Origin of the sequence: Croceibacter atlanticus HTCC2559 (assembly GCF_000196315.1) — a bacterium.
Classification (GTDB): domain Bacteria; phylum Bacteroidota; class Bacteroidia; order Flavobacteriales; family Flavobacteriaceae; genus Croceibacter; species Croceibacter atlanticus.
Genome location: NC_014230.1, coordinates 2,197,080 through 2,219,543 on the forward strand (window position 1 = coordinate 2,197,080; position 22,464 = coordinate 2,219,543).

The 22,464-nt window shown below is 33.1% G+C and carries 20 protein-coding genes and 1 riboswitch; of the genes, 6 read left to right on the forward strand and 14 right to left on the reverse strand.

What is annotated here, in order from left to right:
• Nucleotides 1-71: 71 nt before the first annotated feature.
• The gene (locus CA2559_RS09945; protein WP_013187751.1) at nt 72-980 is read left to right on the forward strand and encodes an EamA family transporter; all 909 of its coding nucleotides are present in this window, start codon (nt 72-74) and stop codon (nt 978-980) included.
• A 53-nt stretch (nt 981-1,033) separates the two neighbouring features.
• Here the strand turns inward: CA2559_RS09945 and CA2559_RS09950 are convergent, their stop codons facing one another.
• Complete coding sequence (locus tag CA2559_RS09950; RefSeq protein ID WP_013187752.1) at nt 1,034-1,294, reverse strand: hypothetical protein; 261 nt, start codon at nt 1,292-1,294, stop codon at nt 1,034-1,036.
• Nucleotides 1,295-1,414: 120 nt separating this feature from the next.
• Here CA2559_RS09950 and CA2559_RS09955 point away from each other — a divergent pair, with 120 nt between their 5' ends.
• Complete coding sequence (locus CA2559_RS09955) at nt 1,415-2,689, forward strand: MFS transporter (RefSeq protein WP_013187753.1); 1,275 nt, start codon at nt 1,415-1,417, stop codon at nt 2,687-2,689.
• Between the two features lie 63 nt (nt 2,690-2,752).
• Here the strand turns inward: CA2559_RS09955 and CA2559_RS09960 are convergent, their stop codons facing one another.
• The 5 genes from CA2559_RS09960 to CA2559_RS09980 are packed head-to-tail and all read right to left on the reverse strand — an operon-like array spanning nt 2,753 to nt 9,565.
• The gene (locus tag CA2559_RS09960) at nt 2,753-3,337 is read right to left on the reverse strand and encodes a TetR/AcrR family transcriptional regulator (protein ID WP_013187754.1); all 585 of its coding nucleotides are present in this window, start codon (nt 3,335-3,337) and stop codon (nt 2,753-2,755) included.
• A gap of 10 nt (nt 3,338-3,347) precedes the next feature.
• Entirely contained in the window at nt 3,348-4,754 is a 1,407-nt protein-coding gene (locus CA2559_RS09965; protein WP_013187755.1) for a TolC family protein, read from the reverse strand.
• A gap of 2 nt (nt 4,755-4,756) precedes the next feature.
• A complete protein-coding gene (locus CA2559_RS09970) occupies nt 4,757-7,906 on the reverse strand; it encodes an efflux RND transporter permease subunit (RefSeq protein WP_013187756.1) in 3,150 nt (1,049 codons plus the stop codon).
• 18 nt (nt 7,907-7,924) lie between these two features.
• On the reverse strand, nt 7,925-9,058 hold the full coding sequence (locus CA2559_RS09975) for an efflux RND transporter periplasmic adaptor subunit (protein WP_041240987.1): 1,134 nt from the start codon (nt 9,056-9,058) through the stop codon (nt 7,925-7,927).
• Between the two features lie 9 nt (nt 9,059-9,067).
• Entirely contained in the window at nt 9,068-9,565 is a 498-nt protein-coding gene (locus tag CA2559_RS09980; RefSeq protein WP_013187759.1) for a GbsR/MarR family transcriptional regulator, read from the reverse strand.
• A 263-nt stretch (nt 9,566-9,828) separates the two neighbouring features.
• On the opposite strand from CA2559_RS09980, the gene CA2559_RS09985 reads away from it, so the two are divergent.
• Nucleotides 9,829-13,281 (forward strand): pyruvate carboxylase, encoded by a 3,453-nt coding sequence (locus CA2559_RS09985; protein WP_013187760.1) that lies wholly within the window; start codon nt 9,829-9,831, stop codon nt 13,279-13,281.
• An 85-nt stretch (nt 13,282-13,366) separates the two neighbouring features.
• On the opposite strand, the gene CA2559_RS09990 is transcribed toward CA2559_RS09985, so the two are convergent.
• From CA2559_RS09990 to CA2559_RS13830, 4 genes are all read right to left on the reverse strand, one after another.
• On the reverse strand, nt 13,367-13,576 hold the full coding sequence (locus CA2559_RS09990; protein WP_013187761.1) for a hypothetical protein: 210 nt from the start codon (nt 13,574-13,576) through the stop codon (nt 13,367-13,369).
• A gap of 106 nt (nt 13,577-13,682) precedes the next feature.
• Entirely contained in the window at nt 13,683-14,597 is a 915-nt protein-coding gene (locus CA2559_RS09995; RefSeq protein ID WP_013187762.1) for a helix-turn-helix domain-containing protein, read from the reverse strand.
• 12 nt (nt 14,598-14,609) lie between these two features.
• A complete protein-coding gene (locus tag CA2559_RS10000) occupies nt 14,610-15,716 on the reverse strand; it encodes an MBL fold metallo-hydrolase (RefSeq protein WP_148232801.1) in 1,107 nt (368 codons plus the stop codon).
• Nucleotides 15,717-15,753: 37 nt separating this feature from the next.
• Nucleotides 15,754-15,897 carry a hypothetical protein gene (locus CA2559_RS13830; protein WP_013187764.1) on the reverse strand — a complete coding sequence of 48 codons (144 nt, stop codon included), beginning with the start codon at nt 15,895-15,897 and terminating at the stop codon, nt 15,754-15,756.
• 226 nt (nt 15,898-16,123) lie between these two features.
• Between CA2559_RS13830 and CA2559_RS10005 the strand changes: the two genes are divergently transcribed.
• Nucleotides 16,124-17,152, forward strand: a complete 1,029-nt coding sequence (locus CA2559_RS10005) for an LLM class flavin-dependent oxidoreductase (RefSeq protein WP_013187765.1) — start codon at nt 16,124-16,126, stop codon at nt 17,150-17,152.
• Here the strand turns inward: CA2559_RS10005 and CA2559_RS10010 are convergent.
• From CA2559_RS10010 to CA2559_RS10020, 3 genes are all read right to left on the reverse strand, one after another.
• On the reverse strand, nt 17,149-18,474 hold the full coding sequence (locus CA2559_RS10010) for a Na+/H+ antiporter NhaC family protein (protein ID WP_013187766.1): 1,326 nt from the start codon (nt 18,472-18,474) through the stop codon (nt 17,149-17,151). The genes CA2559_RS10005 and CA2559_RS10010 overlap by 4 nt on opposite strands.
• 51 nt (nt 18,475-18,525) lie before the next feature.
• A riboswitch (SAM-I-IV-variant riboswitch) is annotated at nt 18,526-18,624 on the reverse strand.
• 141 nt (nt 18,625-18,765) lie between these two features.
• Nucleotides 18,766-19,569, reverse strand: a complete 804-nt coding sequence (locus CA2559_RS10015; RefSeq protein WP_013187768.1) for a type 1 glutamine amidotransferase domain-containing protein — start codon at nt 19,567-19,569, stop codon at nt 18,766-18,768.
• Between the two features lie 6 nt (nt 19,570-19,575).
• Nucleotides 19,576-20,208 (reverse strand): nitroreductase family protein, encoded by a 633-nt coding sequence (locus CA2559_RS10020; RefSeq protein WP_013187769.1) that lies wholly within the window; start codon nt 20,206-20,208, stop codon nt 19,576-19,578.
• 214 nt (nt 20,209-20,422) lie between these two features.
• Between CA2559_RS10020 and CA2559_RS10025 the strand changes: the two genes are divergently transcribed.
• The gene (locus CA2559_RS10025) at nt 20,423-20,800 is read left to right on the forward strand and encodes a nuclear transport factor 2 family protein (protein WP_013187770.1); all 378 of its coding nucleotides are present in this window, start codon (nt 20,423-20,425) and stop codon (nt 20,798-20,800) included.
• A 47-nt stretch (nt 20,801-20,847) separates the two neighbouring features.
• Here CA2559_RS10025 and CA2559_RS10030 read toward each other — a convergent pair whose 3' ends face one another.
• Nucleotides 20,848-21,408, reverse strand: coding sequence for a YceI family protein (locus CA2559_RS10030; RefSeq protein WP_083798874.1), 561 nt, complete (start codon nt 21,406-21,408; stop codon nt 20,848-20,850).
• Between the two features lie 118 nt (nt 21,409-21,526).
• Between CA2559_RS10030 and CA2559_RS10035 the strand changes: the two genes are divergently transcribed.
• Nucleotides 21,527-22,396 (forward strand): winged helix-turn-helix domain-containing protein, encoded by an 870-nt coding sequence (locus CA2559_RS10035; RefSeq protein WP_013187772.1) that lies wholly within the window; start codon nt 21,527-21,529, stop codon nt 22,394-22,396.
• Nucleotides 22,397-22,464 lie beyond the last annotated feature (68 nt).

Sequence of the window (22,464 nt, forward strand, 5' to 3'; positions counted from 1 at the left end):
AACATAAAATAAGCACCTACATTTGTTAAGCCTTAAAAGAAAGGAATCTTTTAAGGCTTTATTATTTTGTAATGAAAAGTAATCCGCTTCTTATAATTGTTGCTTTCTTCTCAATCTATGTATTTTGGGGCTCTACCTATGTAATGAATAAGTTAGCTGTTACAGAGTTAGATCCTTTAATGTTAGCATGTATTCGCTTTACAGCTGCAGGATCTTTAATTTTTATCATTGCTAAATGTTTAAAATTATCCCTTAAAATTTCTAAGAAACAACTATTGAATTGTGCTTTGGCAGGATTTTTATTTCTTGCATACGGTAACGGGATGTTTGTTTGGGCATTACAATTTGTAGATAGTGGCTTTGCTGCTATTGAAGCGTCATTACAACCTTTACTTATTCTAGTTTTAATGCGAATTGTAGATAGAAAACCTATTAAACTAAAATCTGTTGTTGGTATAATTTTAGGAATTATAGGAATTTATTTATTAGTAAGTCAACAGGAGCTTACTACACAAGAAGGTAGCGTTTTAGGAATGCTAGTAATTTTTACCTGTGTCTTAAGTTGGTGTATAGGTAGCGTCTTTGTTTCTAAAGCCGAACTACCAAAAAACTTTTTTGTAAACACTGGTTATCAAATGCTTCTTGGTGGTTTTATGTTGGGTATAGCAAGTGTAATAACTGGAGAGACTTGGAGCTTTCCTACAACTTGGCAAACCAGTACACAACTTTCTTTATTAGGACTAATATTTTTTGGAAGTATAGCCGCATTTACGTCGTTTAATTACTTATTAAAAGTTGTCTCAACAGAAAAAGTGGCAACATCTGCCTATATAAATCCCATAATAGCTATTTTTTTAGGATGGTACTTTTTAGATGAAACAATTACCACACAGACATTAGTATCTGCAGCTGTATTGCTTACAGGCGTTTACTTTATTAATAGCAGTAAGAAAATGAAAAAAGGAAAAAAGTTTACATAAAAAAAGCGACCCATTATTAAATAAGTCGCTTTTACATTTCTACTTGTATTTAATTAAGATACTAACTCTTTAGCATCTTCATTTACATTTTTACTAGTGTTAGCAATCTTACCTTTTACTTTATCAAAAGTATCTGTAACAGTATCGCTTACATCACCAGCTGTATCTTTTATTTTTGTACCAGCATCATTAAGTGTAGACTTAATTTTATCCTTTTTGTCTTTCGGTAATTTTTTATATCCTAAAACGGCTAAGGCACTTACACCTAATCCTATTAACGCTGCTATTCCTAAACCTTTGTCTCTCGTATTCATAATCTTCAATTTTTGGTTAATTATAATATGTGTTGCAATAACTTTTATTGCATAGTATATTGGACAAGATTCATACCATAAAGTCTTAAAAATATATAAATGTTGTAGTAGCTTCGCATTATGGAAAAGAAAAAGAATGATCCTTACGCAGCACTGCGATTTAGAGAGTTTAATATCTTCTTATTAGTACGTTTTGCTATGGTGTTTGCGTGGTCTATGCAATTTGTCGTGATAGAGTGGCAGGTTTATAGTATAACTAAAGATCCTTTTTCATTAGGTATTATTGGTTTAATGGAAGTTATTCCGGCTGTCTCTTTGGCATTGTTTGCAGGTCATGTTGTAGATCAAAAAGAAAAGAAAGGATTATTGTTAAAGTGTATACTAGGTTTTTCTGTCATTAGTTTTGGACTATTTCTCATTACCTGGCCAGAAGTAATAGGAGACTGGTCTCAAAATACAGTATTGTATACAATTTATGCACTGGTATTTTTAGGAGGTGTTGTAAGATCATTTATTGGTCCCACTATATTCTCATTATTCTCATTACTTGTTCCTAAGAAAATATATCCTAATGCTGCAACTTGGAGTAGCTCTGTATGGCAAATGGGTGCAGTTGTTGGACCTGCCATTGCCGGATTTGCCATTAATTGGATAGGTGTACATTGGTCTATGTGTTTTGTATTTGCATGTTCTTTAGTGGCATTTTTAAGTTTAACTCAAATACCTAAGAAACCAATTTTAAATACTAAGATAGGCGAACCAGTTTTTAAGAGCTTAAAGGAAGGATTAAACTTTGTGTTTTCTACTAAGATAATATTAGGTGCGTTAACATTAGATATGTTTGCAGTTCTATTTGGTGGTGCAGTAGCGTTGCTTCCTGTTTTTGCGCAAGATATCTTAAAGGTAGGACCAGAAGGCTTTGGAGTATTAAGAGCTGCGCCAGCAGTTGGCGCATTAATCATCATGTTTACCTCTGCGTATTTTCCTCTCAATAAAAATGCAGGCTACAAATTATTAGGTGCCATATTTGCTTTTGGCTGTTGTATAATATTATTTGGAGTGTCTACTTGGTTCTGGGTTTCTGTAATTGCATTATTCTTAAGTGGTATAACAGATGGTATTTCTATGATTATAAGACAAACCATATTACAATTGCGAACACCAGATGAAATGCGTGGTCGTGTGGCTTCTGTAAACTCTATGTTTGTAGGGTCTTCTAATGAGTTAGGTGCTTTTGAAAGTGGCTTAACAGCAAAACTTATGGGAACAGTTACTGCTGTAATATTTGGCGGTAGTATGACGCTAATTACAGTGGTTTCTACTGGAGCATTGTTACCAAGTTTAAGAAAATTAGATCTTCGGAAAGACTTAGAAGAACATGAACTTAAAGAATAAATAAAAACCCTCTTATGCAAACAACACATAAGAGGGTTTTCTTTTTTGAACGAATATTTGGCCTTAGTAAATAACTTTATAGTCTGAATTTACAATACCCTTTAAGTTATTTATAATTAAGTGATCTAATAATACATCTGATGAATAAAGAGAGAATAGGTTATCAGATTTGAAAACAACATTATCTACCCTCAAAAAATACAATTGTGATACCAATTTAATATCTACATTATTTCTAATAATAGTATTTTCCTTAGCATCAACTAGTAAATAATAAATCATTTGGTGTACAACATCACTTCTAAAACCTTCAAAAACAACATCTGCTTTAGGATAATATTTCTTAAGTCCATTAATAAATGAAGGTTTAAATTCTTTTAAATAGTTAAAGCATATCTTATAAATCCAAATAATCTTTTGAATAGCATCTTTGTCTTTATCTTCCAATATGGCGTTTAATTTAGACATGACTTCTTCTAAGAGATGGTTAACGCTTTCAGCAACCAAATCTTCTTTATTCTTAAAGTGCTTATAAATTGTTTTTTTAGAGATTCCCAGTTCATTGGCCAATTCATCTAGCGTAAACCGTTTACTGCCAAATTTTGTGAACCGAGAAGCTGCGTGTTTTAATAACTCTGTTTTTTCCATCTCTTTTATCTTATTGCCATCCACCGCCTAAGGCTTCATATAAATCTATTATATATAGTTGTTGTTGTAGCTTACTGTCTACCACATTAAGTTCTGCACTTAATGCACTCTGTCTGGCTGTTAATAAATCTAAGTATGTTGCAAAACCATTGTTTAACAGTTCTTCTGAATTTGTTTCGGCATTACGCAAAGCTTCAATTTCAATTAATCTGAATTCATATTTTTCAGTTTCAGCATTATATCCATATAGTGCATTAGAAACTTCTTGACCTGCAATTAATAACGATTGTTTAAAATTTAATAAAGCTTGTTCTTGTTGCGCAACAGCAACTTCATTTTGAGTTCTTATGGCACGTTTATTAAAAATAGGCTGTGTAAGACCACCTATTATGTTAGCAAATAAAGAATTAGTGTCTATAAGATCTGCCAAGTCTAAACTTTGAAAACCAGCAGTAGCTGTAAGTGTTAATGAAGGATAGTACATGCTTTTAGCCACATTTGTTAGTTCAAAAGATTCTATCAATGCATATTCAGCAGCCATTACATCTGGTCTATTTCTTAAAAGAGTAGTAGGAACACCAATTGCCAAATCTGTGGTAAACTCTAAATCATTAATAGTTCCACGTTCAAAATTTTGAGGTCCCTTTCCCAGTAATATGCTTAGTGTATTTTCTGTTCTAAATATAGCAATCTCTAAATCTACAACCAACGCTTTAGCATTATTGAGAAGAGCAACATTTTGGTCAACAGCAACTTGTGTAACCTGTCCAGCGTCTTTTAATGCTTTTATGGTTACAACACTATTGTCCCTTGTTTCAATTGAAGCCTTAGTAACTTCTAACTGCGCATCTAATGCAAGAAGTTGATAATAAGCTGTAGCAATACGCGCGACTAACTCTGTTTTAACTGCTTGGTGAGCAGCAACAGTTTGTAAGTAATTAGCTTGTGTTGCTCTTGAATTACTTCTGATTTTTCCCCAAATATCTGCTTCCCAAGACAAACTTGCATTAATCTCAAATTGATCTGTAGAAGTATTTGAAAGAAAAGACCCAAATTGAGAATTTTTTGAAAGTTCTTGATGTGTTAGGGTTGCATTAGCACCTAATGTTGGCAAGTAGCCTGCCTTTCCTTGTTTTACATAAGCTTCTGCAGCAACTATTTGCTGCAAAGCAATACGTATGTCTATATTATTAGAAAGACCTTCTTCTATATAGTTCACTAAATATTGATCCTTAAATAAATCTTTATATGAAACCGTTGCTGCAGATATACTATCCTGTGGTAATTGGTCTGTTCTAAATAAATTTTCTGTAGTGCTAAGTTCTGGTCTTGTATAATCTTTGGCAACAAAACAAGAGGTTAGTAGTGCAGAAACACTTACTATAGCAACTATGTTATATATGATTCCTTTTCTCATGTCTAAATTGTTTCTTCTAATTTTTTAGATTCTTGTAGTTGAGGGCTGCCAGAAATTTTTTCTTGTAGCCATTGGAAAAAGATGAATAGAATAGGGATTACAAATACACCAAGAATGGTACCTATAAGAAGACCTCCAACTGCACCAGAACCTATAGATCTGTTTCCTTCTGCACCTACACCTTTAGCAAGCACAAGTGGCATAAGTCCTAAAATAAAGGCAAAAGATGTCATTAAAATTGGTCTTAATCTTGCTTTAGCACCATCTATTGCAGCATCTACAATTGGCTCACCTTGCTTACGGCGTTGCAAGGCAAACTCTACAATTAGTATGGCATTCTTAGCTAATAGCCCTATTAGCATGATTAATGCTATTTGAAAATAGATGTTGTTTTCTAATCCTAATACCTTGGTAGTAAAAAAGGCTCCAAATACACCTAAGGGTAATGATAATATTACAGAAAAGGGTAGTAGGTAGCTTTCATATTGTGCTGCCAATAAAAAGTAAACAAATAGAATACATAGCATGAAAATAATCACAGTTTGATTTCCAGCACTAACTTCTTCTCTAGAAAGTCCTGAAAATGCGATGTCATATTCACTTGATAATTTTGCAGCTTCTTCTTGTACAATTGCCAATGCATCTCCAGTACTAAAACCAGGATTAGCAGCACCACTTACTTTAGTTGAATTATATAAGTTGAAACGTGTTACAGTTTGTGGTCCATAAACCCTATTAAGTGTTACAAACTGAGTAATAGGAGTCATTTCACCACTGCCAGTTTTAATATAAATCTCATTTAAAGAATTTTTATCTGTACGATCTTCGGGTAACGCTTGCATATATACACGATACTGCTTACCAAACCTTGCAAAGTCTGATGCATATACACCACCAATATATCCTTGCATAGTAGAGAAAATACTACTTACAGGAACTCCAAACTTTTTAGCTAACGGTACATTAATATCCATCTCATATTGTGGATACTTTGTATTGAAAGAAGATTGGCCATATTGTATTTCTGGATGCGACATTAAATTGCCAATAAACTCTTGTGTTGCAGCATCTAAGTCTTTAAAGTCTCCACCAGTACGGTCTAGCAAGTTTACCTCAAACCCAGATGATAATCCAAATCCTGGAATACTAGGAGGCGCAAAAAATATAATCTTTGCTTCTGGAATACCCGCAGCAATACCAAATAAACGCTTAGTTATAGCTTCTGTAGATAGGCTTTCATCCTCACGCTCTGACCAATCTTTTAGTTTAATAAAGCCTAATCCGTAATTACTACCAGATCCACTAATTAAACTACGACCATTTATAAGCGAGATTCCATCTACACCTTCCAACTCTTTTGCTTGATTGTAAATTTCTTGGTTTATCTCATTTGTTCTATCTATAGATGAGCCTGCAGGTAATTCAACATTAATAAATATTAAACCTCTATCTTCTGTAGGCACGAAACCAGTTGGTGTAGTAGTGGCAGACCACCATATACCAACTCCAGCTAAAACTAGAATAGCAACTGTAATCCATTTTTGTCTGTACAGAAAACTTAGAGAACGCCCATAGCGTTGTATTGTAGCATTAAAACCACGGTTAAAAGCCCTATAAAAACGTTGTAAAAACCCTTTTTTCTCTTGAGCATCTTCATTATGTGGTTTTAAAAATAAGGCACATAATGCAGGACTTAACGTTAATGCATTAATTGCCGAAATTAAGATGGCTACAATTAAAGTTACACCAAACTGTTCGTAAAATACACCTGTAGGACCTTGTACAAACGTTACTGGAATAAACACTGCTGCCATTACTAATGTAATAGATATAATAGCACCAGATATTTCATTCATAGCGGTTAAAGTTGCCTTTTTTCCACTTTTTGCACCTTCATCTAACTTGGCATGTACAGCCTCGACAACCACAATGGCGTCATCTACCACAATACCTATGGCGAGTACCATTGCAAACAGCGTTAACAGGTTAATAGAGTAACCAAAAAGGTTTAGGAAGAAAAATGTTCCTATTATCGAAACTGGTACGGCTATAGCAGGAATAAGAGTTGACCTAAAATCCTGTAAGAATATAAATACAACTATAAACACTAATAAAAATGCTTCTAATAAAGTATGCACCACTTTTTCAATAGATGCAGAAAGGAAGTTATTGGTATCGTAATTTATAAATGCTTCAACTCCTTCTGGAAAATCTTTCTCAAGTCGAGTTAATTCAGATTTAATATCTTCAATAATCTCTTGTGCATTAGATCCTGCAGTTTGATAAATGGCCAAATTAATACTAGGATAACCATTGGTAGTGGAGCTTGAGTCGTAACCTTGGGCATCTAATTCTACTTTTGCAATATCATTAAGCCTTAAGTATTCGCCATTATCTAATGCTTTAATAACAATATTCTCATATTGCTCTGCCGTCTTAAATCGACCACTATAAGTGATAGCATATGTAAAAGCTTCTCCATTATTTTGTCCTAAGGATCCTGCAGATGCCTCTAAGTTTTGTTCACTCAAAGCTGCAGAAACATCTGCCGGTATAAGACCATAAGCAGCAAGTTTCTCTGGTTTTAACCAAATACGCATGGCGTAATCTTGTCTCGAAAATACATTAACATCTCCAACACCGTTAACACGTTGTAAAGATGGTATTACATTAATTCTTAGGTAATTCTGTATATAAGTGTCATTGTAATCTTCATTTTTAGAAAGTACAGACATAAACATTAAAGCACTAGTTTGTTGCTTTTGTGTTTGCACTCCTGTTTGTATAACCTCTTGCGGCAATAATGGGTTTGCTCTTGCAACACGGTTTTGTACGTTAACAGCAGCGATATCTGGATCTACATCTTGATCAAAGAAAACAGTAATATTAGCGGTTCCATTATTAGTAGCGTCTGATGTTATGTAGGTCATACCTTCCACACCATTAATTTGTTCCTCAATAGGAATTATTACACTTTCTAATATGGTTTCTGCACTCGCGCCAGGATAGGTGGCAGTTACTTGTATAGTTGGTGGTGCAATATCTGGATATTGTTCAATAGGAAGCGTAGAAAGACCTAAGATTCCTAATATAACAATGACTATGGAGACTACTGTAGATAATACAGGTCTCTCTATAAATGTTTTTAACATAAGTTCTAGGAGCTACAGTTATTGAAATAATGTTTGAATAGGCTTCGCAATACTATCAAAAGGTACCTCTTGAGGAGCAATAGGTGTTTTATTCCTAAGCTTTCCAATACCTTTTACAACAATCTTGTCTCCGGCAGAAATACCAGAATCTATAATAAACAAGTTGTTAGAAGTGTCTTTTACACTTACTAGTGTAGCAATGGCTAAATTTTCACTATTAACCTTGTATACAAAAGTTTGTCCTTGTTGTTCAAATGTTGCTGTTTGCGGGACAACTACTGCATCTGTATACTCCGTAGGTACTTTTATAGTACCACTGTTTCCATTAGTAATTAATTGATTAGGGTTTTTAAATACAGCTCTAAAGCTTACTGTTCCCGTATTAGGATCTATCTGTCCTGTAACAGTTTCAATAACACCGCTATGAGCATATTCCTGACCATTGGCAAGTACTAATTTTACATTAGGGAAATTCTTAAGTTTTTCATTTAAGTTCTTTCCTTCAGTTTTCTGTAAAAAATTAAGATAGTCGCGTTCATTCATAGAAAAATTAGCATAAACGTCTTGAATGTCTGAAACAGTAGTTAATGGTTTAGTACTTGTAGCACTAACTAAAGAACCTTCTCTATAAGTTATAGAACCAACAAAACCATTAACAGGGCTTTTCACAGTTGCATAACCAATATTAGCAGCAATACTATTGTAACCGCTTTTAGCTTGTTCAAGTTTAGCTTTTGCAGTTTCTAATTGTACATTACTTATAATACCTTTTTCCACTAAAGGCACTAATTTATCTACTTCAACCTGAGCAGCATTTACATTAGCTTTTGCAGCAGCAGCATCTTGACTTAAAGATTGTGTTTCAAGTTTAAATAGAGCTTGTCCTTTTTTTACTTGTTCACCTTCATCTACCAACACTCGTTGTATATAGCCAGATACTTTAGCTCTAACTTCACTATTTACTTTTCCCTCAATAGTTGTTGGGTAAGTTAAATAAGACGTTACAGTTTTATTAGGAATAGTACTTACAGCCATAGGAGTGGCTTTAGGTTGGGCTTGTGTTTCTGAGTTAGCATTACTGTCTCCACAACTTATAAGCGTTACTGTGGTGACACCTAACAACAGGCTTAAATATATGATTCTCTTCTTCATTAGTGTAGGTTATAGTTTAGGGTTGTTTTTAAGTTTTTCTTTTAAGTTAGAGATAGAGGAAGTTGCTTCTGCTAAAAATTCTAAATAATTAATATGAAAGGTTAGGTCGAACATATCTTTTTCTTCGGTTTCTGGTAGGTTGTTTACAGATTCCTTGTAGTCTTTAATTTCTGAATGAAGATTTTTCTGAACATTCCAAGTAGTTATCATTTCGTCTATATGCTGCAAAATACTGTCACGATTAATGATGTAGTATTTTTTTCGATCTCCAGCTTTAGTGAAATATTCTATTCGTTTTAAATCACTTAAGTGATTTAAATGTGTAGAAATTGTGCTTTTACTAGCACATAATTGAGTAACAAGATCTTCAAATGTAGTTCCTACTTTCCCAGTTAATATGATGTAGGAGAGTATTCTAGCTGCAACTGGAGCAAGACTGTCTTTTTGCTCAATAAACACACCTAGTTTTTCTACTAAATCTCTTTTCTTATGACAAATGTCATTCATATAGTTATATATTTTTTACAAAATTACGATTGGTTCGGAATAAACCGAACTTAACGAAGTTAATTGATTGTTAATCTTATTTTTATTTTAATTAACATTTGTCAATAAAATACTAGCACACACATTTATTATGCGTGCATTGTATTTTGGGTTTATTTTGTAACTTGTTAGCGTTATTATAACAATTCAGAAGAAATTACGAGTACAATAATTATTAACTTAGATTCTTATATAATTTTTACCACTAAAATTTAGATAACCCAATGAATATTAATAAAGTATTAGTTGCCAATAGAGGAGAAATAGCTATTCGTATTTTTAGAGCGTGTACAGAGATAAACGTAAAAACAGTTGGCGTTTATACTTTTGAAGATCGCTATTCATTACATCGATATAAAGCAGATGAGTCTTACCAAATAGGAGAGGACAACGATCCTTTAAAACCCTATTTAAATAAGGATGAATTAATTAGAGTAGCATTAGAAAATAATGTAGATGCTATTCATCCTGGATATGGGTTTCTTTCTGAAAATGCAGAATTTGCTCAAAAGTGTAAAGACAACGGAATCATATTTATTGGACCTAAAGTGTCAGTTTTAAAATCTTTAGGAGATAAGATTACTGCCAAGCAAGTGGCGTTAGAGAATAATGTCCCAATTATACAAAGTAACTCAAAAGACTTAGACTCTATTGATATTGCTATTAGCGAGGCAGAAGCCATTGGCTATCCAGTAATGCTTAAGGCTGCTTCTGGTGGTGGTGGTAGAGGTATGCGTGTTATAAGAGAAGAAGATGAGTTAAGGCGTGCATTTAACGAAAGTAAACGCGAAGCCTTAAATGCATTTGGAGACGATACCGTTTTTCTTGAAAAATTTGTAGAAAACCCTAAGCATATTGAAATCCAGATTGTAGCAGATAATCATGGTAATATGGTGCATTTGTTTGAACGAGATTGTTCTGTACAACGTCGTTATCAAAAGGTAATAGAGTTTGCACCTTCGTATGATTTAGATACATCTATAAAAGAAGATTTATATAAGTATGCAGTAAAGATTTGTAAAGCGGTAAACTATAATAATATAGGTACTGTAGAATTTTTGGTAGATGATGATGGCTCTATTTATTTTATTGAAGTAAATCCGCGTATACAAGTAGAACATACAGTTACAGAAGTTGTTACTAATATAGACTTGGTAAAAACACAGTTGTTTATAGCTGGAAATTATAAGTTAAGCGATCAACAAATTAAGATTCCTAATCAAGAAGCTGTAAAGGTTAATGGTTATGCTTTACAATGCCGTATTACCACAGAAGATCCTCAAAATGATTTCAAACCAGATTATGGTACAATCTCTACTTACAGAAGTGCCTCAGGATTTGGTATTCGTCTAGATGCTGGTAGTGTGTATCAAGGTGCTACAATATCACCTTTTTTCGACTCTATGTTGGTAAAAGTTACTGCTAATAGTAGAACATTAGATGGTGCTTCACGAAAAATTAGAAGAGCTTTAGCCGAGTTTAGAATACGTGGCGTAAAAACCAATATGCCATTCTTAGATAACATACTAGCTCATGACACATTTAGAAAAGGTGAGGTAACTGTAAACTTTATTAAATCTCATCCAGACTTATTTACGTTTAAAGCACCTAGAAACAGAGCAACAAAATTAGTAACCTATTTAGGAGATGTAATTGTTAACGGAAATCCAGATGTAAAGAAAAAAGATCCATCTAAAGTATTTATAAAACCCGAAGTACCAAAGTATGATAAGTCTGCCAGCTATCCAGAAGGCACAAAAGATTTACTTACAAAATTAGGTCCAGATGAATTTTCTAAGTGGTTAAAAGCAGAAAAGAAAGTACATTTTACAGACACCACAATGCGTGATGCACACCAAAGTTTACTTGCTACACGTATGCGTACTTACGATATGCTAAAAGTTGCAGAAGGATATGCTAAAAATCATCCAGACATTTTTAGTATGGAAGTTTGGGGTGGCGCAACCTTTGATGTTTGTATGCGTTTTTTACAAGAAAACCCTTGGCAACGCTTAAAATTGCTTAGAGAGGCAATGCCTAATGTATTATTACAAATGCTTATTAGAGGTTCAAATGGTGTTGGTTATACTGCATATCCAGACAACCTTATTGCAGAATTTGTAGAACAATCTTGGAATACTGGAGTAGATGTGTTTAGAATTTTTGATTCTTTAAACTGGATGCAATCAATAGCACCTTGTATTGAACACGTAAGAACTCGCACTAAAGGTCTTGCAGAAGCGTCAATATGTTATACTGGCGATATCCTAAACCCTGAAAATAAAAAGTATAACCTTAACTATTATACAAGTTTAGCAAAAGATATAGAAAATGCAGGTGCACATATTCTTGCCATTAAAGATATGGCTGGATTATTAAAACCCTATGCAGCGTATGAGTTAATATCGGCATTAAAGGATACCGTAAATATTCCTATTCACCTACATACTCATGATACATCTTCCATACAGGCAGCTACTTATTTAAAGGCTGTTGAAGCTGGTGTAGATGTAGTTGATGTAGCTTTAGGAGGCTTATCTGGTCTTACGTCTCAACCAAACTTCAATTCAGTTGTAGAAATGCTTAAGTATCAAGAGCGCTCTTCAACAATAAATACCAAGTCTTTAAGTGAATATTCTCACTATTGGGAAACAGTGAGAGATTATTATTATCCATTTGAGTCTGGTCTTAAAGCAGGCTCTGGAGATGTGTATACTCACGAAATTCCTGGAGGACAATATTCTAATTTAAAACCACAGGCGCAAGCATTAGGTTTAGAAGATCGTTTCCACGAAATAACGGCAATGTACGCAGATGTAAATTCACTTTTTGGCGATATTGTTAAGGTAACACCAAGCTCTAAGGTTGTTGGAGATATGGCACAGTATCTTGTAAGTAATAACCTTACAATAAAAGATGTATTGGAGCGTGGAGATAGTATATCTTTCCCGCAATCTGTAGTTAGTTTCTTTAAAGGTGACTTAGGGCAACCAGTTGGTGGATTCCCAAAAGACTTGCAAAAACTTATTTTGAAAGACACAAAAGCTTATACAGAGCGACCAAATTCTCAATTACCAGAATTAGATATAGATAAAGAGTATAAGGAGTTTAAAGACATGTTCGAAAATGATATGAGTAGAACACTGGATATTACAGACTTCTTATCTTACAAACTTTACCCAAAAGTATTTTTAGATGCCTATAACAATCATTTAAAATATGACAACCTGATAAACCTGCCTACTAAAAACTTTTTCTACGGCATGGAGATAGGTGAGGAGATAATTATTGAATTAGATAGAGGTAAAACACTACTAATTACCTTAGACTCTGTTGGAGAACCTAACGAAGATGGTATTGTAGATGTTTATTTTAGGGTTAACGGCCAAGGTCGTATTGTAAAAATAAAAGACACTTCTGTTAAGGTAGATAAGGTTGAGTATAAAAAAGCTGATAAAGCAGATGATAAAGAAATAGGTGCGCCGTTACAAGGAATGCTGTCTACCATTCTTGTTAAAAAAGGAGATGCTGTAAAAAAGAATCAACCTTTATTTATTATTGAAGCAATGAAAATGGAAACTACAATTACTGCAAATGTAGATGCTACTGTGAAAGAAATTATTCTTAAAGAAAATATTATGGTAAACTCAGAAGACCTAGTATTAACTTTAGAATAATTGGTAAATATTATAAACTAAAAAACGGCTTTGTGAGTATGAGTATGTATCACAAAGCCGTTTTCTTTTTTGTTGAAACAATTATTTAATTGCTAACAGAATCTTTTAATTTATCAATTTTCTCAGATAGTTGCCCTTCAACATCGTCATAAGTTTCTTTTATTTTCTTTCCTGCGTTATTAGCACGTTCTTTAAGTTTAGCTTTTTCTTCTGGAGTCATGTTTTTATATTTCCAAAATCCGAATGCGCCTGCTGCCAAGCCTAATAAAGCCAATAATCCTTTTGAGTTTTTCATAGTTATAGTTTTTACTAAAGGTACAAATCAGCTATTTGAGTTTTCATAATAAAAACTCAAAATTATTAGATTTCAAATCATGCTTTAAATACTATTAACAACGGTATTAATTATAACTTTGTCTAAACGCATTGGGACTAAGCGCAGTTTTCTTTTTAAATATTTTACTGAAATATTGAGGATACTCAAACCCCAAATTATAGGCTATTTCGCTTGCACTCACTGTTGAATTTAGAAGATTATATTTAGCTTTTTCAATAATAAACTTGTGTATGTGGTCTTGCGTGCTTGAGCCAGTTTCCTTCTTTAGCAAATCACTTAAGTATTTTGGAGACATATTTAATGCAGCACCACAATACTGTACAGTAGGAATACCTAATTCCTCTTGTTTATTTAAAGCATAATAATCTTTTAGTAAGGTTTCAAATTTACTCACCAAGTCTTGGTTAAGATTTGTCCTTGTATAAAATTGGCGATCATAAAATCGTATGCAATAGTTTAGCAACAGCTCTAAATTTGAAATAATTAAAGTTTGGCTATGCATATCTATTTGCTGCGTAAATTCCTGCTCAATTGTTGTAGCAATAGCAGATAGTGTATTACGCTCATCATTTGATAAATGAAGCGCCTCGTGAGATGCGTAATCAAAAAATGAATACTTATCTATTTTTTTACCGAGTTCAGATTTTCTAATTAAGTCTGGATGAAAAACGATTGACCAGCTTCCGCTGTTTGTGGGAATATTTTGTTTCTCCACTTCAACAACTTGATGTGGCGCCATAAATATCATAGAGCCTTCTTCAAAATCATATTGATTTCTACCGTAGTTGGAAATGGTATAGGCACAACTTTCTTTTAAGCTAATTTGATAAAGACCTAAAGCATATTTAAACTTTTCTAAGTCTTTTTTCTGTAGTTCATTAGTAACTCGAAGCACAGAGATTAAAGGGTGTTTAGGTTTTTCTAATCCAAAGAATTTATGAACTTCAGCTATACTATTTATTCTTAAAATATCTTTCATAATAAACTATATTTAAAGTGATTGCCACCATTTATTAAAAGTATTAGTTGAATCGTTTATAATGATATGTTCACCAATTTGCGGGGTTATTACCTCAATACCTAAAGCATCAGCTTTTTTTGTAACCCTAGTAATCGGGTCTTTCCAATCGTGTAATGCTAACTTAAAACCAGCCCAATGTATTGGCATAATTTTCTTGGCATTAACATCCAAACCAGCTTGAGCGGTTTCTTCTGGCATCATATGTATATCGGACCATTGTTCATTGTATTGGCCACATTCTAGTAAAGCGATATCAAAAGGACCATATTTTTCACCTATACTTTTAAAATGAGAAGCATAACCACTATCTCCACTAAAATATATATTTTCTGATGATGATGTAATAACCCAAGAACTCCATAACGTGCTTTGTGAATTATTAAGCTTTCTACCTGAGAAATGTTGAGCTGGTGTACATACCAATTTTAAATTTTCATAAGACACATCTTCCCACCAATCTAGTTCTGTTATTTTAGTTTCAGGAACGCCCCAATATTGTAAGTGTCCTCCAAGACCAAGTGGCACAAAGAAATGCTTAGTTTTTTCGTGTATACTTTTTACTGTTTCATAATCAAGATGATCATAATGATCGTGAGAAAATATAACAGCATCTATTGTTTTAAGCTGTTTTACATTTATTGGCATCTCCTTGTTAAACCTGTTACCTCCTAATAAAGGATGTGGAGCAGCTACGTTACTAAACATAGGATCTAATAAAATTGTTTTCCCTTTTATCTGCAATAAAAATGATGAATGTCCAAACCAAACCAAGCGAGCGCTACCCGTATAGTTTTCAATGTGTTTAACGTCTGTTTTTTTTACTTCCAAGTTTTTCATAGGTCGGCCATTAGGAACTTTAGTTGTGAAGAATTTATAAACTAGAGGTATAGTTTCTATAAAACTTAAATCTTTAGGTACAGGATTCGTATTATGGAATTTCCCGTCTTTAAATTGAGTAGACGCTAGGTATTGTTCTTGTCGATCTTCAGAAATATTCCCTCCAAAATTTGGGTAATAGGTGGTAACCAATAGGTAGGATACAACCAATACACCTATAATTGCTATAATTGTTATCATTAGTTTTTTTAAAATTCGTTTAATCATTAGTTTTCAATTAAAACATTAGAAACCTAGATTGATTACCGTTTCCAAAACGTAAAAAAGGTTTAGAGTTTAGTCGTTTTTTAGGATGTATTAATAGTGTTTCTTCTTTTGCAGGTTGTTCTGCTTTATTACCTTTAAGTTTATCCTTTTTCATAACTAAGTATTTTGTGTTTATATACAATTGTTACGTATACATTGCAAAGTTAGAGGAAAACAGAAGGTCAAATTGTACTCTAATTACCTATAGTTGAATACTTATTACTGAAATATAGGATATATTAAATCATTTTAGTGAATTTGTATACTTCTTGTTCTAATTACGACTATTTAAATATTACATACGATGTGTAAGAATGTATACTAAGTAAAAAAGTTCGTAAATGTCTAAAGATAAATCACAGGAAACTATACCATATTCAATATTAGAATTAGCAACAGTTGGTAAAGGAGTTTCGGTTTCAGATACTTTTAAGAATAGCTTAAAATTAGCGCAAGCTGCAGAAGATTTAGGCTATAAAAGATTCTGGTTGGCAGAACATCATAATATGGTGAGTATTGCCAGTTCTGCAACTTCTGTTTTAATGAGTCATATTGCTGGTGGCACCAAAAGTATACGAGTTGGTTCTGGAGGAATTATGTTACCAAATCACTCTTCTTTAATTATTGCTGAACAATTTAGTACGCTTGCACACTTGTATCCAGATAGAATAGATTTAGGATTAGGACGCGCTCCAGGAACAGACCAGACCACAGCACAAGCCATAAGACCAGATAGAATGCAAGCTGTGTATCAATTTCCTCAAGAATTAGAGCAAATACAAAAGTACTTTTCTAAAGAAAATGTAAATGCTAAAGTGAGAGTGCCCATTGCTGAAGGTATTAACTTGCCAACCTACATATTGGGTTCAAGTACAGATAGTGCCCACTTAGCAGCCAAACTTGGGTTACCATATGTTTTTGCAAGTCATTTTGCTCCTACACATTTGTTTGAAGCATTTGAGATATATAGACGAGAATTTAAACCCTCTAAATTTCTTAAAGAACCAAAAACTATTGCTTGCATTAATGCAATAGTTGCAGACTCAAATGAAGAAGCAGAGCGCATTTCTACATCTATGATACGTATGCTTATAGGAGTTTTAACTGGTAGATTAGATTATATGCAACCACCAACAGCTATGACGCCAGATTTAAAAGCTGTAGTAGAAAACCCTGCATTACAGCGAATGATGGCTTATGCTTTTGCTGGAGACAAAGCAATGGTGTCTGAAAAAACAAAACAATTTTTAGAAGACACACAAGCAGATGAGCTAATGGTAGTATCACATATTTACGATTACGAAGACCGCTTAAAGTCTGTAACTTTATTTGCAGAATTAATGAAAGATCTTAATGCAGTACCAGCTTAAATGCGATTTCGTTTTTTAGAGTTAGTTAAAGGTTTAAATGTCATAAACAAAAGTGTCCACACTAATAACAGTAATAAGTACCAGGTGTTAGATATTAGGTCTAGATAATCTATAGCGCCTTCTGTAAGACTTAAAATCATTAGTACTTGAGCCCCATAAGGAAGTAAACCTTGAGTAATACACGCAAAAATGTCAAGAATAGATGCTGTTTTTTTGTTATCTAAGCTATAATCATCATTAATAGTTTTGGCTATTGGTCCTGCTATAATTATAGAGACAGTATTATTTGCTATAGCCAAATTTATACTGCTTACTAGTGCACCAATGCCAAGCTGAGCAGTTGCTTTATTATTTATTAAAGACTTAATCTTATCCAAAATAAACTGTATACCGCCATGCTTTTCAACTAATGCTGCTAAACCTCCAGTAAGTAGAGAGAGTAAGAAAATTTCTGTCATACTGGTAAAACCTGTATATGCTAATGTTGTAAACTCAATAATGGTGAAATCTGCATAGACCAAACCTAAAACTCCTGCAGCAATAACACCTAATAGCAATACTACAAATACATTTATTCCAATAATACTTAATGCTATTACTAACAGGTATGGTAATATTTTTAAAATTGAATACTGTTGTGAGGCTTCAATTACCTCTGTTGGCTGAAATCCGAATCCTTGTATAATAAGTATAATAATGGTTGCAATTGCAGCAGGTAATGCAATTTTAATATTCTGTTTAAACTTGTCACTCATTTTACATCCTAAAGATTGTGTGGCAGCAATTGTAGTATCAGATATTACAGAAAGGTTGTCGCCAAACATTGCTCCACCAAGTAAGCCACCACAAAGTATTGGTAAGGATACACCACCTTGATTTGCAATACCAACTACAATTGGGGCTAGAGCTACAATTGCACCAACAGATGTACCGGTTGAAACAGATAAGAATGCTGCAATAATAAATACTCCAAAATAAATATATTGAATAGGAATAACATCTAAGCCTAAGCTTACTATAGCATCTACACTTCCTGTTGCTTTGGTAACTGTTGCAAAAGCTCCCGCAAGCAAATAGATGAGGCACATTGTTAGGATTTTGTCATCTCCGCAGCCTTTAAGTAAAGTATTTATTTTAGCATTTATTGTGTCTTTAAAAAGTATAAATGCGGTTATGATACCAACAATTACTGCGATGGGAGAAGGAAGTGCATAAAAATCTCCCTGATAAATACCTACGCCTAAAAAGGTAAATACAAATACAAAAAGTGGGAGTAAAGCTTTAAAACTTGATTTTGGGGATACTAAAGGTATTTCTGTCATAATATGTTTTATTACAGAATCACAAAAGATGTTAGGAAGCGCAAATGGGTATGAATTAACATTTTTTCCAATTGAATTTGGCTTATCTATTTTAGCACCTTGCTCGTTATTGCAGGTTGCTATCTCTCTTTGAGATTCTTGATAATTAAGGCTTCAAAAGTACATGATAACTCATAGAAATCATATGCTTTTAAAGTAATTTTTAAATGAATTTAAAACCGAAAATATGGTAAAATTATAATGCGCTTAAGGACAAAGCCTTAAGCGCATTTTATTAGAATGTAAGTGAGCTTACTTAAGGGATTCTAACAATTTTTCTGCAACTAACTCAGATGATGCTGGGTTTTGACCTGTAATAAGGTTACCGTCTTGCAATGCATAGGCACCCCAATCTTCTGTTTTAGAATACTCACCTCCGTTTTCTTTAAGCATGTCTTCAACTAAAAAAGGAACAACATCTGTAAGCTGTACAGCTTCTTCTTCTGTATTTGTAAAACCAGTTACTTTTTTACCTTTAACTAAAGGTGTACCGTCTTGAGACTTCACATTTTTTAAAGCTGCTGGTGCGTGACATACAAAAGCTATTGGCTTATTTTGAGAATTAAACGTTTCTATTAACTTAATAGAAGTTTCATCTGTCGCTAAATCCCATAAAGGTCCATGACCACCAGGATAAAATACAGCGTCAAAATCTTCTGCATTTACAGTAGATAGTACTTTTGTGTTAGCTATTAATTTTTGAGTCTCCTCGTCGTTATTAAAGCGTTTAGTATCTTCTGTACTTGCGCTTTCATCATCACTTTTAGGGTCTATTGGTGCTGCGCCACCTTTTGGAGTTGCAATAGTTATGTTTGCTCCTTTATCTTTTAACGTGTAATATGGATTTGCAAATTCTTCAATCCAAAACCCAGTTTTTTCTCCAGTATCTCCTAGTTGATCGTGAGATGTTAATACAAATAAAATATTCATAGTTTTTTCGTTTTGTTGTGATGCTTCTGCAAGTGTATCAGAAGCGTTTTGTTTAGATTCATTTTTACAACTTGTAGCTGTAATCACTAATGCTATTAGTGTGGTGATTTTTAAAAAATTGGTCATTATATATTAATCTAGTACTGTTACTAATTGTTCTTTAGGTTTTCTAACCTTAACTTGGTTTGCCAACCAATCATTATCTTCATCTCTATATCCTAATGGTAATAATACAGCACTACGTAAACCTTTTTCTCGTAGGCCTAAAATTTTATCTACAGCATCTGGATCAAAACCTTCCATTGGCGTAGCATCTACTCCTTCGTAGGCAGCAGCTGCAACAGCAAGTCCAAATGCAATGTATGCTTGTTTAGAGGCGTGAATAAAATTTTCTTCGGCATCCTTTTGAGGATATGTATTAAGTAACATTTGTCTGTAATTCTCAAAACCTTCATTTTCGTAACCTCTTACAGAGTTTGTCATATCAAAAACTTGGTTTATACGTTCTGCAGTGTAGGTATCCCAAGCAGCAAAAACAAGAAGGTGAGAACTGTCTGTAATAACAGATTGATCCCAAGCTACAGGTTTTATTTGTCCTTTTATATCATTGTTGGTAATCACAATTATCTCGAATGGTTGTAAACCACTAGATGTTGGAGCTAAACGTGCTGCTTCTAAAATCCTGTCGATTTTGTCTTGATCTACAGTCTTTCCGTTCATTGCTTTTGTAGCGTATCTCCAATTTAATTTATCTAATAACTCCATTATAAAATGTTTATCACGTTTAAAATATTCAACATAAAACCTATTTACTATTTTGTGTTTTTAGTGAGTTTATATTGATTGTTAGTGCAAATTTATTTCAAATTTTAGCACTACATTTATTTTTAACTAACCTTAATTCTTTTGATTAACCTAGGTTAAATAAGACAAGAATAAGTGCTGAAGAAATTGATTATCTTGGATAAAAATTAAACGAATGTCATTAGAACAAAATAAAAACAGAGCCATTGCTTTTTATGAAATGGCCTACAATGGAAACCCTAAAAAAGCAATTGAAAATTTTGTTGGAAAGGAGTATATACAACACAATCCACATGTTGAAGATGGAACTTTGGGTTTTATTAATTATTTTGAACGTATGCACGCCGAATACCCTAATAAAAGTATAGAGTTTGTAAGATGTATTGCAGAAGGTGATTTGGTTGCCCTACATACACATCAAACTTGGCCAGATCAAGATGAATATGTAACTATGGATTTCTTTAAATTTGATGATAACGGGAAAATCTGTGAACATTGGGATGTTATACAACAAATTTCTAAGGTCTCTAAAAACTTAAATACAATGTATTAATATTTTGATTGGCGTTGTTACGTCTTGTACCAACGCCAAAATTTACATTATTTAAACTTTAGGTACACATTAAACTCTACAGCTTCAGAAATCGTACTATCTTTTAAATCGTGATTGTAATTAATTTGCCATCGAGATCTATCTATTTTAAATCTTGCGGTCATCGTGTTGTCGGTACCATCTGCTTTAGCTGTAAATTTTACAGGTTTAGAAACATCCTTAATAGTCAACATCGCATCAATTAAATGTTCATTAATGCTTTTATTATATACCACATTTGTAAATTCTATATAAGCTGTGGGATATTTATAAATATCAAAAAAGTCCTCATTCTTTAAATGTGATACCAAACCTTCATTATAGCCACCATCAACATTTTCAATTGTTGTCATATCTATAGTGAAATGACCACCAGTAATGTTTCCGTTTATGGTAATAAGTTTTCCGTCGTTAAACTTAACAAAGCCATGATGACCAGCAATTTTAAAGACATAGTCAGATTTCCAATTTAGTAGACTTTCATCTGTATCTAAATCATACATCTTTTGAGAATTTGAGATGCAAACAGATAGCATCATCACGCCAAGGCAAATAAGTAGTTTATTCATAATTTTTATATTTTAGAGTAAAGCTACTTTTAGGGATATTTAAAAGTGTCAAAAGAATGTAAAAGAAGTGTCAACAGCTGTAAAAATTCAGCAAATTGCGTGTTATTTGCACTATATTATGAAGTTTAGATATCAATATTTTATTTTATTTACAGCAACGTTGTTTCTATTGCTTACTTTGAGTTGTTCCACTAAGGAAAAACCTGAAGTGTCCTCAGAACATATTAAAGTTGCTTTAAGAAGTGTTGGGCATCAACTATTATTGTTAGAAAACGACAGTACTTCTTTAGTAAAGCCTATTGAGCAAACAAACGCTACAACGTATAAGTTATCTTTTGAACGCTCATTTCAAATAGATCCTGAAGTATTAAACGCTACAATAGATAATGTCTTCAAGTCTAAACTAAACATCCATAATTATTTAGTTGAAGTGGTAGATTGTACCTCGAATGAAGTTGCATATAGTTATGTTACAACAGCTTTTAAAGATGAAGATATAGTGCCTTGTAGTGGTCGTGTTTTACCAAATGATTGTTACACCATACTAGTAATGCTAACAGAAATACCAGTAAAAACATCTTCAACTAAAACTATAATATTCTACATATTAGTTACATTGGTGTTGGCATTTCTTGTGCTTGTGTTTTATAGTAAATATGCAAGCTATAAAAGAGAGCAGCAAGAAGAACAAAACACAAACTATATAGGTCATTTTAAATTTTATCCAGATCAATTAATTTTGGTTAAAGAAGCAGAGGAAATCCAACTATCTAATAAAGAATGCGAACTACTGGCATTATTTGTAGCTAAGCCAAATGAAGTTATAAAGAGAGAAGAACTCACCAAAAAAGTGTGGGAAGATAATGGAGTAGTAGTTGGGCGTAGTTTAGACACTTATATTTCTAAATTACGAAAGAAACTTGCTTCAGATGCTTCTATACAGCTAATAAACGTACACGGTGTTGGTTATAAACTTGTAACCAATTAACCACTATCATAAACAAAGAGTATAACTAAACCTCAAATCGTATTGTAGCTCTTAAACTCTATCTATCT

Excerpts from the sequence above, each read along its gene's own strand:
- CA2559_RS09980 (WP_013187759.1), bottom strand. The coding sequence starts at position 9,565 with ATGAATGACATTTGTCATAAGAAAAGAGATTTAGTAGAAAAACTAGGT.
- CA2559_RS13830 (WP_013187764.1), bottom strand. The coding sequence starts at position 15,897 with ATGAAAAAGGATAAACTTAAAGGTAATAAAGCAGAACAACCTGCAAAA.
- CA2559_RS09970 (WP_013187756.1), bottom strand. The coding sequence starts at position 7,906 with ATGTTAAAAACATTTATAGAGAGACCTGTATTATCTACAGTAGTCTCC.
- CA2559_RS09990 (WP_013187761.1), bottom strand. The coding sequence starts at position 13,576 with ATGAAAAACTCAAAAGGATTATTGGCTTTATTAGGCTTGGCAGCAGGC.
- CA2559_RS09965 (WP_013187755.1), bottom strand. The coding sequence starts at position 4,754 with ATGAGAAAAGGAATCATATATAACATAGTTGCTATAGTAAGTGTTTCT.
- CA2559_RS10030 (WP_083798874.1), bottom strand. The coding sequence starts at position 21,408 with ATGAATAAACTACTTATTTGCCTTGGCGTGATGATGCTATCTGTTTGC.
- CA2559_RS09945 (WP_013187751.1), top strand. The coding sequence starts at position 72 with ATGAAAAGTAATCCGCTTCTTATAATTGTTGCTTTCTTCTCAATCTAT.
- CA2559_RS09975 (WP_041240987.1), bottom strand. The coding sequence starts at position 9,058 with ATGAAGAAGAGAATCATATATTTAAGCCTGTTGTTAGGTGTCACCACA.
- CA2559_RS10015 (WP_013187768.1), bottom strand. The coding sequence starts at position 19,569 with ATGACCAATTTTTTAAAAATCACCACACTAATAGCATTAGTGATTACA.
- CA2559_RS09955 (WP_013187753.1), top strand. The coding sequence starts at position 1,415 with ATGGAAAAGAAAAAGAATGATCCTTACGCAGCACTGCGATTTAGAGAG.
- CA2559_RS10005 (WP_013187765.1), top strand. The coding sequence starts at position 16,124 with ATGTCTAAAGATAAATCACAGGAAACTATACCATATTCAATATTAGAA.
- CA2559_RS10000 (WP_148232801.1), bottom strand. The coding sequence starts at position 15,716 with ATGATAACAATTATAGCAATTATAGGTGTATTGGTTGTATCCTACCTA.
- CA2559_RS10035 (WP_013187772.1), top strand. The coding sequence starts at position 21,527 with ATGAAGTTTAGATATCAATATTTTATTTTATTTACAGCAACGTTGTTT.
- CA2559_RS10025 (WP_013187770.1), top strand. The coding sequence starts at position 20,423 with ATGTCATTAGAACAAAATAAAAACAGAGCCATTGCTTTTTATGAAATG.
- CA2559_RS09995 (WP_013187762.1), bottom strand. The coding sequence starts at position 14,597 with ATGAAAGATATTTTAAGAATAAATAGTATAGCTGAAGTTCATAAATTC.
- CA2559_RS09985 (WP_013187760.1), top strand. The coding sequence starts at position 9,829 with ATGAATATTAATAAAGTATTAGTTGCCAATAGAGGAGAAATAGCTATT.
- CA2559_RS09950 (WP_013187752.1), bottom strand. The coding sequence starts at position 1,294 with ATGAATACGAGAGACAAAGGTTTAGGAATAGCAGCGTTAATAGGATTA.
- CA2559_RS10010 (WP_013187766.1), bottom strand. The coding sequence starts at position 18,474 with ATGACAGAAATACCTTTAGTATCCCCAAAATCAAGTTTTAAAGCTTTA.
- CA2559_RS09960 (WP_013187754.1), bottom strand. The coding sequence starts at position 3,337 with ATGGAAAAAACAGAGTTATTAAAACACGCAGCTTCTCGGTTCACAAAA.
- CA2559_RS10020 (WP_013187769.1), bottom strand. The coding sequence starts at position 20,208 with ATGGAGTTATTAGATAAATTAAATTGGAGATACGCTACAAAAGCAATG.